At 60.2% G+C, this 18,144-nt stretch carries 16 protein-coding genes; 10 read left to right on the top strand and 6 right to left on the bottom strand.

From position 1 onward, the window contains the following. Nucleotides 1-101: 101 nt before the first annotated feature. Together FY528_RS16340 and FY528_RS16335 are read left to right on the top strand one after the other, a co-directional pair. On the top strand, nt 102-1,997 hold the full coding sequence (locus tag FY528_RS16340) for a capsule assembly Wzi family protein (RefSeq protein ID WP_149072096.1): 1,896 nt from the start codon (nt 102-104) through the stop codon (nt 1,995-1,997). A gap of 12 nt (nt 1,998-2,009) precedes the next feature. Next, the gene (locus tag FY528_RS16335) at nt 2,010-2,369 is read left to right on the top strand and encodes an ADP-ribosylation/crystallin J1 (RefSeq protein WP_149072095.1); all 360 of its coding nucleotides are present in this window, start codon (nt 2,010-2,012) and stop codon (nt 2,367-2,369) included. 75 nt (nt 2,370-2,444) lie between these two features. Here FY528_RS16335 and FY528_RS16330 read toward each other — a convergent pair whose 3' ends face one another. Further along, complete coding sequence (locus tag FY528_RS16330) at nt 2,445-2,891, bottom strand: QcrA and Rieske domain-containing protein (RefSeq protein ID WP_149072094.1); 447 nt, start codon at nt 2,889-2,891, stop codon at nt 2,445-2,447. A 119-nt stretch (nt 2,892-3,010) separates the two neighbouring features. Here FY528_RS16330 and FY528_RS16325 point away from each other — a divergent pair, with 119 nt between their 5' ends. The 4 genes from FY528_RS16325 (at nt 3,011) to FY528_RS16310 (ending at nt 7,782) form a co-directional block, all read left to right on the top strand. Next, nucleotides 3,011-4,855, top strand: a complete 1,845-nt coding sequence (locus FY528_RS16325; protein ID WP_149072093.1) for an ABC transporter ATP-binding protein — start codon at nt 3,011-3,013, stop codon at nt 4,853-4,855. Nucleotides 4,856-5,016: 161 nt separating this feature from the next. Then, nucleotides 5,017-5,484: a hypothetical protein gene (locus tag FY528_RS16320; RefSeq protein ID WP_149072092.1), complete on the top strand. Its 468-nt coding sequence runs from the start codon at nt 5,017-5,019 to the stop codon at nt 5,482-5,484. A 9-nt stretch (nt 5,485-5,493) separates the two neighbouring features. After that, a complete protein-coding gene (lpcA, locus tag FY528_RS16315) occupies nt 5,494-6,081 on the top strand; it encodes a D-sedoheptulose 7-phosphate isomerase (RefSeq protein WP_149072091.1) in 588 nt (195 codons plus the stop codon). Nucleotides 6,082-6,243: 162 nt separating this feature from the next. Further along, nucleotides 6,244-7,782 (top strand): YifB family Mg chelatase-like AAA ATPase, encoded by a 1,539-nt coding sequence (locus FY528_RS16310; protein ID WP_149072090.1) that lies wholly within the window; start codon nt 6,244-6,246, stop codon nt 7,780-7,782. A gap of 76 nt (nt 7,783-7,858) precedes the next feature. Here the strand turns inward: FY528_RS16310 and FY528_RS16305 are convergent, their stop codons facing one another. After that, nucleotides 7,859-9,820, bottom strand: a complete 1,962-nt coding sequence (locus FY528_RS16305) for a right-handed parallel beta-helix repeat-containing protein (RefSeq protein ID WP_149072089.1) — start codon at nt 9,818-9,820, stop codon at nt 7,859-7,861. A 271-nt stretch (nt 9,821-10,091) separates the two neighbouring features. Between FY528_RS16305 and FY528_RS16300 the strand changes: the two genes are divergently transcribed. Then, nucleotides 10,092-11,126 carry a quinone-dependent dihydroorotate dehydrogenase gene (locus tag FY528_RS16300; RefSeq protein ID WP_149072088.1) on the top strand — a complete coding sequence of 345 codons (1,035 nt, stop codon included), beginning with the start codon at nt 10,092-10,094 and terminating at the stop codon, nt 11,124-11,126. A 72-nt stretch (nt 11,127-11,198) separates the two neighbouring features. Here the strand turns inward: FY528_RS16300 and FY528_RS16295 are convergent, their stop codons facing one another. Together FY528_RS16295 and FY528_RS16290 are read right to left on the bottom strand one after the other, a co-directional pair. After that, on the bottom strand, nt 11,199-11,849 hold the full coding sequence (locus FY528_RS16295) for a DUF2306 domain-containing protein (RefSeq protein WP_149072087.1): 651 nt from the start codon (nt 11,847-11,849) through the stop codon (nt 11,199-11,201). Nucleotides 11,850-11,996: 147 nt separating this feature from the next. Further along, on the bottom strand, nt 11,997-13,106 hold the full coding sequence (locus FY528_RS16290; RefSeq protein ID WP_149072086.1) for an acyloxyacyl hydrolase: 1,110 nt from the start codon (nt 13,104-13,106) through the stop codon (nt 11,997-11,999). Between the two features lie 180 nt (nt 13,107-13,286). Here FY528_RS16290 and FY528_RS16285 point away from each other — a divergent pair, with 180 nt between their 5' ends. The 3 genes from FY528_RS16285 (at nt 13,287) to FY528_RS16275 (ending at nt 15,729) form a co-directional block, all read left to right on the top strand. Further along, on the top strand, nt 13,287-14,033 hold the full coding sequence (locus FY528_RS16285; RefSeq protein WP_187632158.1) for a porin family protein: 747 nt from the start codon (nt 13,287-13,289) through the stop codon (nt 14,031-14,033). A 157-nt stretch (nt 14,034-14,190) separates the two neighbouring features. Beyond that, nucleotides 14,191-14,862, top strand: a complete 672-nt coding sequence (locus FY528_RS16280; protein ID WP_149072084.1) for a porin family protein — start codon at nt 14,191-14,193, stop codon at nt 14,860-14,862. A gap of 198 nt (nt 14,863-15,060) precedes the next feature. After that, nucleotides 15,061-15,729: a porin family protein gene (locus FY528_RS16275; RefSeq protein ID WP_149072083.1), complete on the top strand. Its 669-nt coding sequence runs from the start codon at nt 15,061-15,063 to the stop codon at nt 15,727-15,729. A 79-nt stretch (nt 15,730-15,808) separates the two neighbouring features. Here FY528_RS16275 and FY528_RS16270 read toward each other — a convergent pair whose 3' ends face one another. Further along, nucleotides 15,809-17,176: a dipeptidase gene (locus tag FY528_RS16270; protein ID WP_149072082.1), complete on the bottom strand. Its 1,368-nt coding sequence runs from the start codon at nt 17,174-17,176 to the stop codon at nt 15,809-15,811. Nucleotides 17,177-17,382: 206 nt separating this feature from the next. Further along, nucleotides 17,383-18,024 (bottom strand): glycerol-3-phosphate 1-O-acyltransferase PlsY, encoded by a 642-nt coding sequence (plsY, locus tag FY528_RS16265; protein ID WP_149072081.1) that lies wholly within the window; start codon nt 18,022-18,024, stop codon nt 17,383-17,385. Nucleotides 18,025-18,144: the final 120 nt, after the last annotated feature.

Here is an 18,144-nt window from a genome sequence, read left to right as displayed (position 1 = left end):
AAGGTACTGGCTCCGGGGCACAGCGGGTACGCCGGTATTCGCGCCAAGTACGTAGGTTTACCGACCTGTTCGCCCGTTTTGCGTAAGGGGCTCTGCTACCTATGAAAAAACCGCTCCTCCTTCTCGCGCTTGGAACCCTGCTCGCTCGGCCGGGCACGGCTCAGACCGACTCGACCAGCACGGCTCCCGGCACCCCCGCATCGGGCACCGCGCCGGCGGCTTCGCCCTGGAAAATATACTCCGACCCGCCTGCGCCCGACCGCCGAACGGAGCGGGCCGCTACCCGGTCTACTACCCACGAGACCGGGCCGGGGCTGACGCCCGCTGCCGGCTATGACGGCCGCCAGGGCTCCACCTACGTGCCACTCGATGCCGATGTATATCGGCTCATTGACCGCTACTCCCTTAAGCTCGGGGCCGACTCCCTGCACGACCCGCACACGGCTGTGCGCCCCTACCCGCGCGCCGTGGTGGCCCGCCTGGCCGAGCGGATGCTGCGCGACAGCGCCGCGGGCCTTTCCCGCGCCGACCGGTTTAACCTGCGCTACCTGCTTCGCGACAACTGGGCCTATACCCGCCAGGATTCCGGCCTGAACGAAAGCCGTCAGCCTATTCTCAAACACTTCTACAAACGGCCCTCTGATCTGCTGGCCGTAGAAACACCCGATTTCACCCTGCGCATAAACCCCGTGCTGGGGTTGCAGGCTGGCCGGGATACTGACATCGATGGGCTACGCTACATCAATACCCGCGGTGTGCAGGTAGAAGGTACCATCGACGAGAAGCTGGGCTTTTACACGTTCCTGGCCGACAACCAGATGGCCGTGCCGGAATACGTGCGCCAGCGCATTTTGCGCGACAATATTGTGCCGCATGAAGGCTACTGGAAACGCTTTAAGGATAAGCCCGGACAGTACGATTTCCTCTCGGCGCGGGGCTACGTAACCTACGCCGCTTCCAAGCACATCAACGTGCAACTGGGCCACGACCGGAACTTCATCGGTAACGGCTACCGCTCCCTGATTTTGTCGGACTACGCGGCTCCGTATTTCTACCTGAAGCTGAACACCCGCATCTGGAAGTTCAACTACCAGAACCTGTTTGCGGAAATGACGGCTGATAAGGCCAATGCCGACACCATTTACCAGAAGAAGTACTTCGCCCTTCACCACCTGAGCCTCGACGTGACGCCTAACTTCAACATTGGCGTGTTTGAGTCGGTGGTGTTTTCGCGGGGCAAGGGGCGCTTCGAGCTCCAGTACCTGAACCCAATTATCTTCTACCGTAGCGTAGAGCAGCAACTGGGCTCCAACGACAACGCCCTGCTGGGCCTGGACTTCAAGTGGAACCTCTTCCATACGGCCCAGCTTTATGGGCAGGTGATGCTGGATGAATTCAAGATCAGTGAAATACGTGCCGGTAAAGGCTGGTGGGGCAACAAGCAGGCCTTCCAGTTAGGAGCCAAATACATTGACGCGGCCGGTATCCGCAACCTCGATCTACAGGCTGAGTTCAACTACATCCGGCCCTTCACCTACCAGCACGACGACAAGTTCCGCAACTACCAGCACTACGACCAGCCCCTGGCCCACCCCATGGGGGCCAACCTCTGGGAAATATTGGGCGTGGTGAGCTACCAGCCCCTGCCGCGCCTGAACATCGTAGGCAAGGCCTTCTACTCCGAGCAGGGCCTCGACCGGCAAGTGAGCCTGGATTTTCCGCCTTACACCGGGTACATCAACTACGGCGGCAATGTGCTGAACTCCTACCTCACCCGCCCCGGCGAATATGGCTTTTCGGTGGGCAGCGGCAACCGTTCCCGCCTGTTTCATGGCGACCTGACGGCCACCTACCAGGTACGCCACAACCTCTGGCTGGATGTAACCCAGATTGTGCGTAACCGCTCCTCTGCCCAGCCCACCGCCCTCGAAGGCAACGAAGCCTACTCGGCCCTGAGCTTGCGCTGGAACATCGCGCAGCGCGTTCATGAGTTTTAAGCCACTGCTCCCGTGCGCCACGACCCAGCCACCATTTTGCTGTACCGCCCCGTCAACCAGCAGGAGCTGGACCTGATTGCGGCCTCCGGCTGGCAGGAGTTTCCGCCGCGCTTGCCCGAGCAGCCCATCTTCTACCCGGTGCTGAATGAAGCGTACGCCGCGCAGATTGCCCGCGACTGGAACGTGCCGTACTACGGCGTAGGCTACGTGCTGCGCTTTGCTCTTGATGCTGATTACGCGGCCCTGTTCCCCGTCCAAAACGTAGGCGACCGGCAACACGACGAGTTGTGGGTGCCTGCGGAGGAGTTGGTCGAGTTCAACCAGCATATCCAGGGCCGCATCGAAATCGTCAGCATTTTCAAGCCGGAATAGCCCGCGTCAAGGCTGACTTACTACCAAAAAGAGGCCCCGGCTATAGCAGTCGGGGCCTCTTTAGCTCACGGGGGCCTAGCTGGTCACACGCAGGGTGTTGCCCGTTTGGGTCACGGTATACTTGGTCAGGGCCCGGGCCGCTGGTCCGTTCGAAACGGTGCCGTCAGGCTTGAAGGCCGAGCCGTGGTTGGGGCAGATAAATAAATTCTGGGCCGGGAAAAATGCTACGGGCGTACCCTGATGGGTGCAGGGTGCCTGCACCGCCAGGTAGGTGTCGGCGGTGGTCTTGGCCACAATCACCTGCCCATCGGCCCCGTACACGTACCCGATGGCGGGATCCTGCAAGGCCGCGTTGGCGGCCGCGCTGAGGTCCAGGGTGAAGTCGATTTTGGTGGGGCCCGGAGTGGTACCTGGCCCGGGCGTTACGTCTTCTTTGTCGCTGGAGCAGCCGCCCAGGCAGCCCCCACTCAGCAGCGCCACGGCGCCCAGGCCGAAAAGCTGAATAAATTCTTTACGTTCCATACAGTACAGGGAGGAGAAAGGCGTGTACCCGGGTAACGGGCTTCTGTTACCTTCTCGGCTTCGGAGTCGAATTGGTTGCCTGCCTTCCCGGCAAATGCCGGTACCTTTGCTGCTTCCTTATGAAGACTTACCTCCGCATTCTGCAGTTTGCCCGCCCCTGGGCCGATTTTCTGCCGCTGTACCTGCTGTATACCATTCTGGGCATCTTCTTCGGCATAGGCAACCTGGCCCTGGTGATTCCCATGCTGAATGTGCTGTTTGAAACCACCAGCAAGCTGGCGGTACCGGAGCACCTCCCCGCTTTTGCCCCCACCCTCGACTACGTTACGGGCACCTTCAACTACTTCTTTGCCCAGATCATTGCCCAGCACGGCAAGCTCGGCGCTTTGCTGTTTGTGTGCCTGGTGCTGATTACCTCGGTGTTTTTCAGCAATGTGTTCCGCTACCTGAGTTTGCGCATAGCCGCCCGGGTGCGCGCCCGGGTTATCCGCAACATGCGCCGGACGCTTTACAACCGCGTCATTCAGCTCCAGCTGGGCTTCTTTGCCACCGAGCGCAAGGGCGACCTGATGTCGCGCTTTACCAACGACGTGCAGGAAGTGGAAATTTCGGTGGTGAATACGTTGCAGGCCGTGGTGCGCGACCCGCTGACCATTGTAGGCTACTTCGTGGTACTGTTTTACATGTCGGTGAAGCTCACGCTGTTTACGCTGATCTTGCTGCCGCTGTCGGGCGGCATAATTGCGGGCCTGGCCAAACGCCTGCGCAACCAGGCCAAAACCAGCCAAAGCACCCTGGGCTCCATGCTCTCCGTGATTGATGAGACGCTGGGCGGCATGCGGGTAATTAAGGCCTTCAATGCCCAGGAATACATCAAGGAGAAGTTTGAGCAGCAAAACGACCAGTATGCCCAGGCCTCCCGGCGGATCGACAACATCCGGGACCTGGCCTCCCCTTTTTCTGAGTTTGCTGGGGTACTGGTAGTGGCCGGGTTGCTGTACTTCGGGGGCACCCTTATCCTGGGGGGAAACTCCGACCTGCAGGCGGCCTCCTTCATTGCCTATATCATCATGTTCTCGCAGGTGCTCACGCCTGCCAAGTCCCTGTCGGCATCCTTCGGCAATATCCAGCGCGGACTGGTAGCCGGCGAGCGGGTGCTGAGCATTATCGACGTAGAGCCCACCGTGCGCGACACGCCCGACGCGCAGGTATTGCCACCCTTTCAGCACCAGATTGAGCTGCGCAACCTGCAGTTCAGCTACGGCGACAACGTGGTGCTGCACGATATCAACCTGACCATCGAAAAAGGCAAAACGGTGGCGCTGGTGGGCCCCAGCGGGGGCGGCAAAAGCACCTTGGCCGACCTGGTGCCGCGCTTCTACGACCCGACCGCCGGCCAGATTCTCATCGACGGCCACGACCTGCGTGGGGCCACTATCCACTCCGTGCGCGACCAGATGGGCATTGTAACCCAGGAAAGCATTCTGTTCAACGACACGATATTCAACAACATCCGCTTCAACCAGACCGATGCCACGGAGGAAGAAGTGGTGCGGGCGGCCCAGATTGCCAATGCCCACGACTTCATCACGGCCACGCCCGAGGGCTACCAAACCCTGATTGGCGACCGGGGGGCCCGCCTTTCCGGCGGGCAGCGCCAGCGCCTGAGCATTGCCCGGGCTGTGCTGCGCAACCCGCCCATTCTTATTCTCGACGAAGCCACTTCGGCCCTCGACACGGAAAGCGAAAAGCTGGTGCAGGAAGCCCTGATGCGCCTGATGCAAAGCCGGACCTCGTTGGTTATTGCTCACCGCCTGAGCACCGTGCAGCACGCCGACGAGATTGTGGTGCTGCAGCACGGCCGCATTGTGGAGCGGGGCACGCACGAGGAGCTGCTGCGCAACGAAAACGGCCTGTACAAACGTCTGAGTTTGCTGCAAACCAGCCCCAACCCTCTACAGTAAGGCGACGGAAGGCAGCGCGCCTGGTTGGTTGCGGCATACTACAATCGTTGGTGGCAATTTGCCGTATAGCCTCCTGCTCATCTAATCTTCTCTATATTTAGCCTCTACCGTAGCCTGGCACGTACTACGGCTAATTTTTTCATCTCAGCCTGACCTCTCCCATGCTTGCTCTGAAACGTTTGGTGACCATTCTGGTAATGGTATTTGTGCTGCTGGCGCTGCTGGTCTTGCTCGTACCCTCGGTGCGCAGCAGCTTCGCCAGCATGGCCGGCTCCTACGAATCTCTGTACTTCGGGCTGCTGGTTACGGCCGTAGTATTGCTGGCCCTGCAGCTTATTACCGAAAACCTGGACAGCACCCTGCTGCGCCGCAACATCAGCCTGCACGAGGGCAAGATCAACGAGCTGAAGGCCCGCCTCTACGACCAGCAAATGGAGCTGCGGGAGCGGGAGTTTCAGCAGCGCCCCGGCACTGTGCCCGGCACGACTACCTACCCCGACCCGACCCCTGAGCCCAGCCGGCCCGTTTTCCCGCAGTCGGACCCCAGTTTGTCGAATGCTCCCATCGACCAGCCTAACTCCATTATTCCGCCCAACAAGCCTGGCTCACCACAACCGCCGTTGCGGTAACTTTGCGGCGTGACTACCTCGCTAACTACCCTTATCCGCGCTGAGCTGACGGAGGCGCAAGCCGTCCTCGACCGTTTTGTGCAAGATCCCGCCAGCCTGGCGGCCATTGAGCAGGCTGCCCGCCTGATGGCCGCGGCCCTCTCCGCGGGCGGCAAAATTCTGACCTGCGGCAACGGCGGCTCCCTCTGCGACGCCCAGCACTTTGCCGAAGAGCTCACCGGCCGCTACCGCCAGAACCGCCGCGCCCTGGCCGCCATTGCCCTCACCGAGGCTTCCCACATGAGCTGCGTGGCCAACGACTTTGGCTACGACCACGTGTTCAGCCGCTTTGTAGAAGCCCTGGGCCGCCCCGGCGACGTACTGCTGGCCATCAGCACCAGCGGCAACTCCCCCAATGTTTTGCTGGCCGCCCAGGCCGCCCGCGAAGCCGGTATGCGCGTAGTGAGCCTCACGGGCAAGGACGGCGGCCAGCTGGCCGCTATCAGCGACGTGGAAATTCGCGCCCCACACGCGGGCTACGCCGACCGGATTCAGGAAATCCATATCAAGGCTATCCACATCCTGATTATGCTCATTGAGCAGCTGGTAGAGGCGTAGCTTCTCCCTGGTATACCACGTAGCGCGAAGGCCCTGCACCCGAAAGAAAACGCCGTTAGCGCGTCCAATATCTTTCGGGTGCAGGGCCTTCGCATTGCTCTGGGTTACCGTTTTATTTGGGCCGTTACGTATCTTCCCTGCGCCTCATTTATACTCTTTCCTATGCTTACCAAAACCTTCGGCTCGGCCGTGCAAGGAGTTAACGCCTATACCATTACCATTGAAGTAGTCGTTTCGCAGGGCACCAGCTTTTTCGTGGTGGGCCTGCCCGATAATGCTATTAAAGAAAGTCAGCAGCGGGTAGAGGCCGCCCTCAAGTTTCGGGGCTACCGCATGCCCCGCACGAAGGTGGTAGTAAACATGGCCCCCGCCGACATTCGCAAGGAAGGGTCTTCGTATGATCTGCCCATTGCTCTGGGTATTCTGCATGCTTCCCAGCAGCTTACCACCGAGCGGCTTTCGGAGTACATCATCATGGGGGAGCTGGCCCTGGATGGGGAGCTACGGCCCATTAAAGGCGTGCTGCCCATTGCCATTCAAGCGCGCAAGGAAGGCTTCAAGGGCTTTATTCTGCCGCGGGAAAATGCCCAGGAGGCGGCCATCGTCAACAACCTGGATATTATTCCGGTAAGCTCCATGCAGGAAGCCGTTGATTTCCTGGAAGGCCGCCAGGCTATTGAGCCAGTGGTGGTTGATACGCGGGACGTGTTTCAGCACACGGCCAATCAGTACGCCGCCGACTTTGCCGATGTGCAGGGCCAGGAAAACATCAAGCGGGCCCTGGAAATAGCGGCGGCGGGTGGACACAACGTGATTATGATTGGGCCACCCGGCGCGGGCAAGACCATGCTGGCCAAGCGCCTGCCCAGCATCCTTCCCCCGCTGAACATGCAGGAGGCTCTGGAAACTACCAAGATACATTCCGTAGCCGGCAAGCTGGGCGCCAATGCTTCCTTGCTGAACACGCGCCCTTTCCGCAGCCCCCACCATACCATTTCCGACGTGGCCCTGGTAGGCGGGGGCGGCAACCCCCAGCCCGGCGAAATCTCCCTGGCGCACAACGGGGTGCTGTTTCTGGATGAGCTGCCCGAGTTCAAGCGCACGGTGCTGGAGGTAATGCGCCAGCCCCTGGAAGAGCGCCGCGTAACCATTTCCCGGGCTAAGGTCAGCATTGATTTCCCGGCTAACTTCATGCTCATTGCCAGCATGAACCCCTGCCCCTGCGGCTACTACAACCACCCCGAGAAGGAGTGCGTGTGCGGCCCGGGCGTGGTGCAGCGCTACCTCAACAAGGTGAGTGGCCCGCTGCTGGACCGCATTGACCTACACGTGGAAGTAACGCCCGTGACGTTTGACCAGATGACGGAAACGCGCCGCTCCGAAGATAGCCGCACTATTCAGCAGCGCGTGACGGAAGCCCGGCAGCGGCAGGCGGAGCGGTTTCAGGCGTTTCCGGATATCCACTCCAACGCCATGATGCCTTCACAGATGGTAAAGGACGTATGCCGCATCGACCAAGCGGGGCTCACGCTGCTGAAAACGGCCATGGAGCGGCTAGGCTTATCGGCCCGGGCCTACGACCGGATCCTGAAAGTAGCCCGCACCATCGCCGACCTGGCGGGTACTCCCGAAATCGAGATTCAGCACTTGGCAGAAGCTATTCAGTACCGCAGCCTTGACCGGGAAGGCTGGGCTGGCTAAGCCACTTAGCTGTACCAAAAAGCCCCTTTCTCAGGCTGAGAAAGGGGCTTTTTGCGTGGTAGTATGTCAGGTCAAATTACCGGGCCACTACTATTTGGTGGCGCTGCCAGCCGCTGGCCGTGCGGGCGCGCAGCCAGTAGGGTCCTTCGGCTACGCTAGTCGGCAACTGCCAGCCCGCGGGGGTAGCGAGCAGCCGTATTACCCGCCCCTGCGCGTTGTAGAGGTAGGCTTCGGTGGCGGGCACTGCCAGGTGTAGGTAGCCGGCCGCCGCTACAGGCACCGGGTACACGCCCGATGGTTGCACCGCCTGCCGGGTAGGGTCGGGTGGGCAAAGGCAGCCGTTCAGCGTCCAGACGGGAGAAAACGTGCTTTTGCCACCAGCATCCACCATTTGCAGGCGGTAGTAGCCATCCTGGCGGGTTGTTTTATCGGTAAAGGCGTAGCTGGTGAGTGTGGTACTGGTGCCGGCGGCCGTTACCTGCCCCAGTTTACTAAATGTAGCGCCACCGTCGAAGCTGCGCTGCACCACAAAGTAGGCGGAGCCCGTTTCGGAGCTGGTAGCCCAGCTGAGCTGCACGCTGCGCTTAGCGTCGGTAGCGCTGTAGCGAGCCAGCACAAAAGCCGGGGCGGCCGCAGCCGGGGCTTCATGCAGGCCAATGCTGGGGGCCGTGCCCGAGCGGAGTGTCCCCCAGAAATCAGTATTGATGACCCCGAGCGGCGTGCCGGCCCACCCCAATGGCGACGTAGTTGTTAGTCGGAAGTCGGCTGCCGTGCTGCCGATGGGGTTGACGAATTGCGGGACCACGGCCAGGCTGGCGGGGTGAGAACCGGTAGTGGGAGTGCCATCTACCCAATCGTTGTGGCTGAAAGACCAAGCGCTGGCGTTACCCACCTGCAGCCCTGGCTGGGTGCCCAAGCCGTCGATTACGTTGTTGCGGAACTGGCTGCCACTGGGAGCAGTAAAGCCTGCCGGCACCGCGTCTATCACCACAGCCATGTTTTCAGCCCGCACAAACACGTTGTAGGCCAAGGTGAGGTTCTGGTAGGTGTTGGAGGGCAGGTCGTTGTTGTGGGCTTCGCCGGGGGCGTAGCTGTGCCAGTACTTGAAGCTGGTGCTGCCGCCTACAACTAAGTTATTGGCAAACACCAGGTCGCGGGCGGGCTGGTTGGTGACGCGGCCCTCCACGGCCACGGCAATGCCGTTGGGCAGGCGGTGGGTGTCGCGGCGGCGGTACAGGGTATCGGTAAGGATGATTTGGTTGCCCACGAAGCGGGCGTTCTGGCAGTTGTTTGCATAGAGACCCACGCTGAACACGTTCCGAATCACGTTACCTTCCACTACGGAGCCGTCCGTATCCTGCACGCTCAGACCCTCGCCCCAGCTGTTGGCAATGGTGGTGCCACGCACCGTCCACCGGGCCGAGGGGCGACCATCAGACCAGCGCCAGGGCGCCACCGCCACGGGCCAGCCCCCCGTACGAATGGAGCCATCGGGGTTGAGTTGGTTTTCGTTCATCAGGCAGGCACGGTCTACCTGGCAGTTAAGGATGCGTACGTCGTCGCCGCTGCCGCCAATGGCCCGCTCGCGCACTTCCCGCACCGTGCAGTTATCGATGGTGATGTTGCGGGCATCTAGCAGGGCAATGCCCCGCCCGCCACTGTTTTGCAGCCGCAGCCCACTGATGCTGATATTAGTGGGCCCGTACAGATCGAGCAAGCCTGTTTGCAGGCCCAGACCCAAGGTGGTGCCATCCAGCACGGGTACCTGACCGGGGTAGGCACACAGGCGCATGGGCTGCCCATCGGCGCGGGAAATAGAGCCCGCAAACCGCGCGGCGTAGGTGCCGCCCAGGAAGTAGAGGGTATCGTAGCCGCCCTGGCGAATTTTCCAGTCGTTGGTGGTGGTGAAATTGGCCCACGGAGCGGCTTTCGTGCCGGCATTGGCGTTGTTGCCCCAAGGCGCAAAGTACAGCCCCCGGGCCGAGGCCGTTGTCAGGCTTGTGAGGAAGATCAGGAGAAGGAAAAGGTTTCTTTTCATAGCGGAAAGAGGTTGGAGTGAAGAAAAGTATGGAAGTGGCAAACTCCTTCGGCGGCCCCGACTGGTTAGCTAAAGTGAAGCGGTAATGCACCGCAGCTTCCATAGGCAGCGCAGCCGCGTAAGGAATTCGAAGGGCTGAAATCTAGGAAAATCCTTTTAATATCTTAAAATAATAATATTATATGTAGCTACCTGAATTGAGGCCCCGGCACCCTGGCTACCTGCATCAGGATTTTTATTCAGACTTTTGCCCGGCCTGTTGCGCCCTGCCATGTACCACACTCTGCTTAAGCCCCTGCTGTTCCGCTTCGACGCCGAGAAGGCGCACCACCTGGTGTTCGACAACCTGAAGCGGGGCTACCGCCTTCCGGGCACCCCTGCCCTGCTGCGCCGGCTCTACGACTTTGAGCACCCTGCGCTGGCGCGTGAGGTATTCGGCCTGCCGTTCCGCAACCCCGTGGGCCTGGCTGCCGGCTTCGACAAGAACGCGGTGCTGACCGATGAGCTGGGCGCCCTGGGCTTCGGATTCGTGGAAATTGGCACCGTTACGCCGCGGCCCCAGCCCGGCAACCCTACCCCGCGCCTGTTTCGGCTGCCCGAGGACGAAGGCCTCATCAACCGGATGGGATTTAATAACGAAGGTGCCGCCGCCGCCGCCGCCCGCCTCCACCTGCGTCGCGACCGGGGACTCATCATCGGGGGCAACATCGGCAAGAACAAGGACACGCCCAACGAACAGGCAGCCCAGGACTACATTGCCTGCGTGGAGGCTCTGCACGCCGAAGTCGACTATTTTGTGGTGAACGTTTCGTCGCCGAACACGCCGAACCTGCGCCAGCTGCAGGAGCGGGAGCCCCTTATCGATTTGCTCCAGCAGGTGCAGACCCGCAACCAAGCCCTGCCCCAGCCCCGTCCCCTGCTGCTCAAAATTGCCCCCGACCTGACCGACGGACAGCTCGACGACATCCTGCTCATTGCCCGCGAAACGCAGCTGGCCGGCTTGGTAGCCACCAATACCACCATCAGCCGGGAAGGCCTGCGCACTGCTCGTTCGCACGTCGAGCGGCTGGGTCCGGGCGGCTTGAGTGGCAGGCCGTTGCAGCAGCGCGCTACCAACGTTATTCGTTACCTCAGCCACCACAGCAGGGGCAAGCTGCCTATTATCGGCGTAGGCGGCATTCACTCCCCCCATGATGCGCTGGAAAAGCTGACGGCGGGTGCTTCGCTCGTGCAGCTGTACACGGGCTTTATCTACGAAGGCCCCAGCCTGATCAAGCGCATCAACCAGGCGCTGGTGCAGCAGTAAACCAGGCAGAGTATAGCGAAGCAGGACGTTCTTAGTGAACTACTCGAACTGATCTACGAGGAATTCACCATCTCACAACTTCACCGCTTTACCTTCCGGCGCGTAGCGGCGCTGCAGCCAGATCATGAGGGGCACCAGCACCAGCGTAGGCCAGAGGAAGTTGAGCGGAAACGGGATGAAGGAAAGGCTGGTGACGGAAAATGCCGAAACAGCGGCAATGTAGGAGCCAACAAACCCCGAAATGTGGTTGCGCAGCCACTGACCCGCCGGCCACGCTCCCTCTCGCCGGAAGCCTCGGAGCTGGCGCACCGTCGTGAACAGCCCGATGCCCCCGAACACCAGCGCCACCGGGTTGAACGGGCGGCTCAGCAAACCGTAGCCAATGGTGCCCAGGAAGATCAGCAGCCCCACAAGCACGCTCAGCCAGTCGTAGCGCGTGGGGAGCTGCCCGGCCCCCATGCGCTTGTGGTAGAGGGAGCGGTAGCCAAACTGCGCCAAATACAAGCTAAACACGCCCGTGAGCAGCAAAAAGGTTAGCCCCTGGAGGCTGGCCGATAGGATAGCCGTACTCCCGGCCACCACCATAGCCCAGAAAAACACCCGGCCCCAAAGCCGGTGGGCGGCCCCACCCTTGCGCACCAGCAAGGCAACGGGGGCCACAAAAAAACCGGTAAAACCCGCGGCAATGTGTAGCCAGCGGTTGAGCAGTAGCAACGTTTCCATAGAATGACGGGATTGGGTGAGCAGCAGGGGCGCAAGAAAGCGTGTCCCCGGGCTGCTTACCGGTATTTGTTCCCGAACCGTCATTTCCGGCCGCCCGCCAGCCAATCGTGGTCACTGAAGCGCAGGCGAAACCTGCCCGCCGATGTCTTACAGCTTTGCCCCGAGTCGGAACTCCAGCACGTCGGCGGCACCGCGGTGCACTTTCAAGTCGAGGGCCCCGAACAGATGGTTCGTAAAGGCATATTTCAGACCGATTCGCTCGTAGTAGAACTTGTTGGATTTGTACGGATTGTACAGGTAAAACCCCAGGTGGGTGCTGAAGGCCAGCTGCCCGAACAGCAGCTCGTGCCCAAGAAATACACCGGCTTTTTTCACATTGGGCAGCGGCCGGTCCAGGCGGGCCGTGTCGCGCAGCTCCGCCCGCAACGACCGGTCGTAAAAGCCTTCTACCCCTACCAGGAGGTTGCTTTTCCGGTTCAGCCGCTTGCCCCCGGCCACTGTCACGGAGTTCACCAAGTATTTGCGGGTGTCGGTTTCGTTGCGCTGCTTGTACCCGACGCTGGTGCTCAGGTTCAGGAAGAGCTTACCTAGCTCGGCGGGCGCGGGCGCGGGCGGCTGGTCCAGGGGCCGGAAAGGGCGCTGGGAGTGCACATTTAAACCCAGCACCAGCGTAGGCATGTTGATGCCCAGGTTGGGCTTGGTGGTGGCGCCGTTGGAATAATGGTTCAGCCCCAGCCCGGCCAGCAGCCCCAGTCGGTTCGTCAGGGCCACGTCATACTCCACGCGGGTCAGGATCAAGGCGTTCAGCCGGGAGCTGACAAAGGTATTTTTGTGGTTAGCGCTTTGGTCGAAGGCCTGACTGAACCACCCCAGGCCCCCGCCCAGCCGAAAGTTTACTTCCTGACGGGCCGTGCGCCACAGGGATTTGCTCAGGTACACGCCTGCCCCGTAGCTGCGGCCCAGCGTGGTGGTGTGGTAATCATAGTACAGCAGGGCCAGGCCCACGCGCGGGTAGCGGTGGCAGGCATGCCAGGGCTGCTCACCCCGCGTCTGATGCTGCAGGTTCAGCTCGAAGCCGGTGGGGTGTGCCCGCACGAGATGCTTTACTCGGGGACTGTGCGCGATGATGAAAGCACCCTGGGCATAGGCCCCCACCACCACTGCCCGCGCGGGCTGTTGCCCCGCCGCCACTTGTGGCGCCAGGGCCCCCATCACCAATCCTACCCCCGCGTACCGGCGCAACGTCACACGCATCATAGCCGCCAAAATACTGCGGGTTTCGTTAGTTACCGCGCTCAGTGCAACCTCTCCAAGCCAAAATTGCTCCCTCAAGCAGATCATGCCGCCGCGCAACTCCCACCTTTGGCGTAACATTGTAGCCGAATGGCGCGGCCACCCCGACCGGGCTGGTTACCGGAGCGCCTGTTTTTCTATAGTATGTTGATTTCCGACTTGTTTCGTTTAGCAGCCAAAGGCTCGGCGGCGGCCGCCCTGCTCCTGCTTTCCTTTACGGCTTCGGCCCAGAATGCTGGCCGCCCCCGCCTGGGGCTGAAAACCGGACTGATGCTCAGCCGTCTTACCGGCAACGATGTGGACCAGCTGGGCGGCGAAAACTACCGCACCCGCACCGATGGACGGCGCCCCGACTTCTTTGTGAGCCTGGCCAGCACCATTCCCCTAAGCAGCACGGGCGTATTTACCGTGGCGCCCGAGCTGAGCTTCAGCCGGAAAGGCTACCGTATGACCAACACGTCTCTAACCACCACGGGCCTGGAAGCGGGCGAGTCGCAGCGCGTGCTGCTGGTGAAGCGGCGCCTGAATTACCTGGAGCTGCCTTTGGCCTTCCGCGTGAACACCAACGGCGGGCTATATTTTGAGCTGGGTCCCCAAGTGAGCTACCTGATCGGCAGCCAAACCGAAACCGAAACAACCCGCACCTTCGCCGACGGCCGGGAGGCTACCACCACAAACTCTACGGCTTCGTCGACGAGCGACGTGCAGGCCTTCGATTTTGGCGCCATTGGGGGCATGGGTTTTCAGCACCGCAGCGGGCTGACGATGGGGTTGCGCTACAGTCGGGGCTTTAAAACCGTGATTGAGCGGGACGCCCTGCCAGGGAAGCCCATCACCAACAACGACGCCATTGTAGTGCAAGTGGGCTATCTGCTGCAACTAGGCAAGTAGCCAGCCAGTTATCTTGGTTGCATATGGAGCAGGTCCGGCGGCCTGCTCTTTTTTTTGGCCGGAGTACGTCACTTTTCCTGAATAGCCCGTTTAAGGCCCAAAAACCGCTCCTGTTGGAGCAGTTCGTGCAATGTTTCACTAACCCCTTTGTTGCACCATGAAAAAGACTCCCCTCCTCGCCGTTGCCCTGCTGTCGGCTGCCGCTTTCTCTGCTACTTCTGCCCACGCTCAGGGCGTACGCCTGGGTGTAAAAGCCGGCGCTAACTACTCGAACCTGGCCGGCGACCTAGTAGAAGAAGACCGATATGAAAGTAAGTTTGGCGCTCATGGCGGTTTGCTGGCAAACTTTAGTATAACGGATGATGGCTTCTTCTCTGTTCAACCAGAAGTACTTTACTCACAAAAAGGTTTCCAGTACGCCGACAATGAATATACTATTGGGAACAACAGGTATAAGTACCAGGGCAAACGCAACTACAACTATATCGATGTGCCGGTGCTTCTGAAAATCAATGCTGATGGTTTCTTTTTTGAAGCAGGGCCTCAATACAGTTACTTGCTCAAAATTCAAGATGAGACAGAGCGGTCAGTAAATGGGAGTACATTCACCAAGACTGAACAAACTACTAACCTAGATAATGTAAAGCGTAGCGAAATTGGATACGCAGCAGGGTTAGGCTATCAAGCTCCTGCAGGGGTCTTCTTAGGTATCCGTTACAATGGATCCTTTACTGATTTTGCCAAAGAAGGCTATGCCGATAATGACCTGCGCAATTCTCGCAACTCCGTATTCCAGGCCTCAGTAGGCTACCTGTTCGGCGGCAAATAAGCGTCAACAGCATTGGTAAGGGCCGGCTTTTCTTGCAGAGGAGCCGGCCTCTTGCGTTCTGCTGTCCCTGATAACCCGCACTCAGGCGCTTTCGCCCCTCAGCAGCCGCTTCCTGATAGCCCAGCAATAGGCTGGCACGCTTTTCGTTTTAGCGGCGGCATCGTGCAATCAATTCTCTAACCTAACTCCGTTGCACCCATGAAAAACACTTCTTTGCTTGTAGCCGCTGCTCTTGTGGCCGGCGCCCTGGCTTCTTCTTCCGCGCAAGCTCAGAGTATCCGCCTGGGATTTAAAGGCGGCGCCAACTACTCCAACCTCTCTGGCGATTTAGTCGATGAAAACCGCTTTCAGAACAAGTGGGGCGGCCACGGTGGCGTCATGGCTAATATAAGCTTCACTGACGACGGGTTCTTCTCGGTGCAGCCCGAGGTGCTGTACTCGCAGAAAGGCTTCAAGTTCGATGAAAGTGAACTGTTCGGTCTGGTAAAGTATCAGGGTACGCGCACCTACAATTACATTGATGTGCCGGTGCTGCTGAAAATCAACGCTGATGGCTTCTTCTTCGAGGCTGGCCCCCAGTATAGCTACCTACTGAAGGTGAAAGACGACACCAAGCGTAGCTTCAACGGTGGCACTACCTACGCGGAGTATTCCGGCACCGAAGACCTCGATAAGGTAAACCGCAACGAAATAGGCTACGCGGCCGGGCTTGGCTACCAGTCCACGGCGGGCTTCCTGATAGGTGTCCGCTACAGCGGCTCCCTTACCGATTTCGCTAAGGATGGCTACACCGGCGACGCCGATGTGCGCAACGCTCGCAACTCCGTGTTTCAGGCCTCAGTAGGCTACCTTATTCCCAGCAAATAAGCAGCGCGCAGAGCGTACGCAAAAACGCCCCGCCGGCCATTTGGCTAACGGGGCGTTCTTGCGCAGGATTACTGGTTTCTTAACTCCGGCTAGCCGCCACGTAGTTCTGGAAGAAGTGCGGGATGGTTTCGATGCCCTTCAGGAAGTTGAAAACCCCGTAGTGCTCGTTGGGGGAGTGAATAGCATCCGAATCGAGGCCGAAGCCGAGCAGCACCGAGTCGAGGCCCAACTCCGTTTTAAACATGGCTACAATGGGAATGGAGCCGCCGCCGCGCGTTGGGATGGGCTTCTTGCCGAACGTGGTTTCCAGGGCCTTGGCGGCGGCCTGGTAAGCTACCGAATCGGTGGGCGTCACCACCGGCTCCCCGCCGTGGTGGGGGCGCACCTGCACGTGCACGCCAGCGGGAGCAATCCGCTCGAAGTGTGACTGAAAAAGCTGGGTGATTTCCTCGGAGGTCTGGTGCGGCACCAGGCGCATGGAAATCTTGGCAAAGGCCTTGGACGGAATAACCGTCTTGGCACCCTCGCCCGTGTAGCCGCCCCAGATGCCGTTTACGTCCAGCGTGGGCCGGATGCCGATGCGCTCCACAGTCGTGTAGCCTTTCTCGCCGTAAATATCCTTCAAGCCAATGCTTTGCTTGAACTCCTCATCGGAATGTGGCACCCGGTTCAGCTCGGCGCGTTCTTCGGCCGAAAGCACGGCTACCTTATCGTAGAAGCCGGGAATGGTAATGTCGTTGTTCTCATCGTGCAAAGAGGCAATCATCTTGCACAGGATGTTGATGGGGTTGGGCACGGCGCCGCCGTAGAGGCCGGAGTGCAGGTCGCGGTTGGGGCCGGTTACTTCCACCTCATGGTAGCTCAAGCCACGCAAGCCTACTTCAATGCTGGGCTGGTCGTTGCTGAGGATGCCGGTGTCGGAAATCAGGATAACATCGGCTTTGAGCTTTTCTTTGTTGGCCCGCACGAACAGCGCGAGGTTGTTGGAGCCGATTTCCTCTTCGCCCTCAATCATAAACTTCACGTTGCAGGGCACGCCGCCCTGGCTGCGCTGCATGAGCTCAAACGCCTTCACGTGCATGTACACCTGGCCTTTGTCGTCGCAGGCGCCGCGGGCGTAAATTTTCTCGTCTTTGATGACGGGCTCGAACGGGGGCGAATCCCAGAGCTCGTATGGGTCGGCGGGCTGCACGTCGTAGTGACCGTACACGAGCACCGTGGGCAGGCTGGGGTCGATGAGCTTCTCGCCGTACACGATGGGGTTGCCGGCCGTCTGGCACAGCTCCACATTGTCCACGCCCAGCTCTTCGAAGCGCTGTTTCAGGTATTCGGCAGCGCGCAGCACGTCGCCGTGGAATTTAGGGTCGGCAGATACGCTGGGAATGCGCAGCCAGTCGAGCAGCTCACTCAGGAAACGGTCTTTATTTTCTTCGAGGTAGGTGGACATAGTGGGAGGGTTTGGACGGGCGCAAAAGTAGCAGATTGCCTACGGATGCCAGCACTCCGGGATACAGGTATCCGGCGTTGGTTGCCTCCCAGAACGAAGCCCATCCGTTGAAGTTCTCCTTTCCACCTGCCTACCGCCTGATTGAAGGATAATTCTCTTCTGCCCGTCGGTCCGAGGAGATTTTCTGGCAGGGCTTCTATCCTACCCTACTTCTTATCCCAGGGCATGGGCACCCGGCTTTCGGTGCCGGCGCGCAGGCGGCCGATGTTGGCCCGGTGGGTATAGATCAGCAGCGCCGCCAGCACGAAGCCAAACCACAGAAGCAGTGGGTGTTGGGGCCGGAACGCGGGCAGCAGCTGCAGCAGCGCAAACGCCACGCCCGCCGTCATGCTGCTCAGGGATACGTAGCGCGACACCAGCAGCACGGTGATGAACACCAGGATGCACACGCCCACCGTAGCCGGGGCTATGGCCAGCATCATGCCCAGCACGGTTGCTACGCCCTTGCCGCCCCGGAAGCCCGCCCAGATGGGGTAAATGTGCCCGACCACGGCCAAGGCTCCGCAACCCAGCTGAGCGTACAGCAGGTTCTCGGGGGCCAAAGCGCCCTGGGTCACCAGCAGCCCGGCCAGGGAGGTGGCTACCCAGCCTTTCAGCACGTCAATGGCCATGACCACCGAGCCAGGCCGCTTGCCCAGCACCCGAAAGGTGTTGGTAGCACCGGCGTTGCCCGAGCCATGCTCCCGGATATCCAGCCCGAAAAAGCGCCGCCCCACCCAAAGGGCTGTGGGAATGGAGCCGATAAGGTAAGCCGCCAGCAGGGCGCCCAGGAGTAGAATCAGGTGCATACGCAGGGAGTGAGGTGGGAGAGGCCAAAGATAGAGGTTGGCCGGTGGAATGGCGGAGCCAGGCACTAGCTTGCCTTCCTACCCAAAAAAAGCCCCCGCCGGAACATCCAACGGGGGCTT

Source organism: Hymenobacter lutimineralis, assembly GCF_008271285.1.
Lineage (GTDB): Bacteria > Bacteroidota > Bacteroidia > Cytophagales > Hymenobacteraceae > Hymenobacter > Hymenobacter lutimineralis.
The sequence above is the reverse complement of the archived record's forward strand: the minus strand, read 5'-3'. Positions and strand labels throughout refer to the sequence as shown.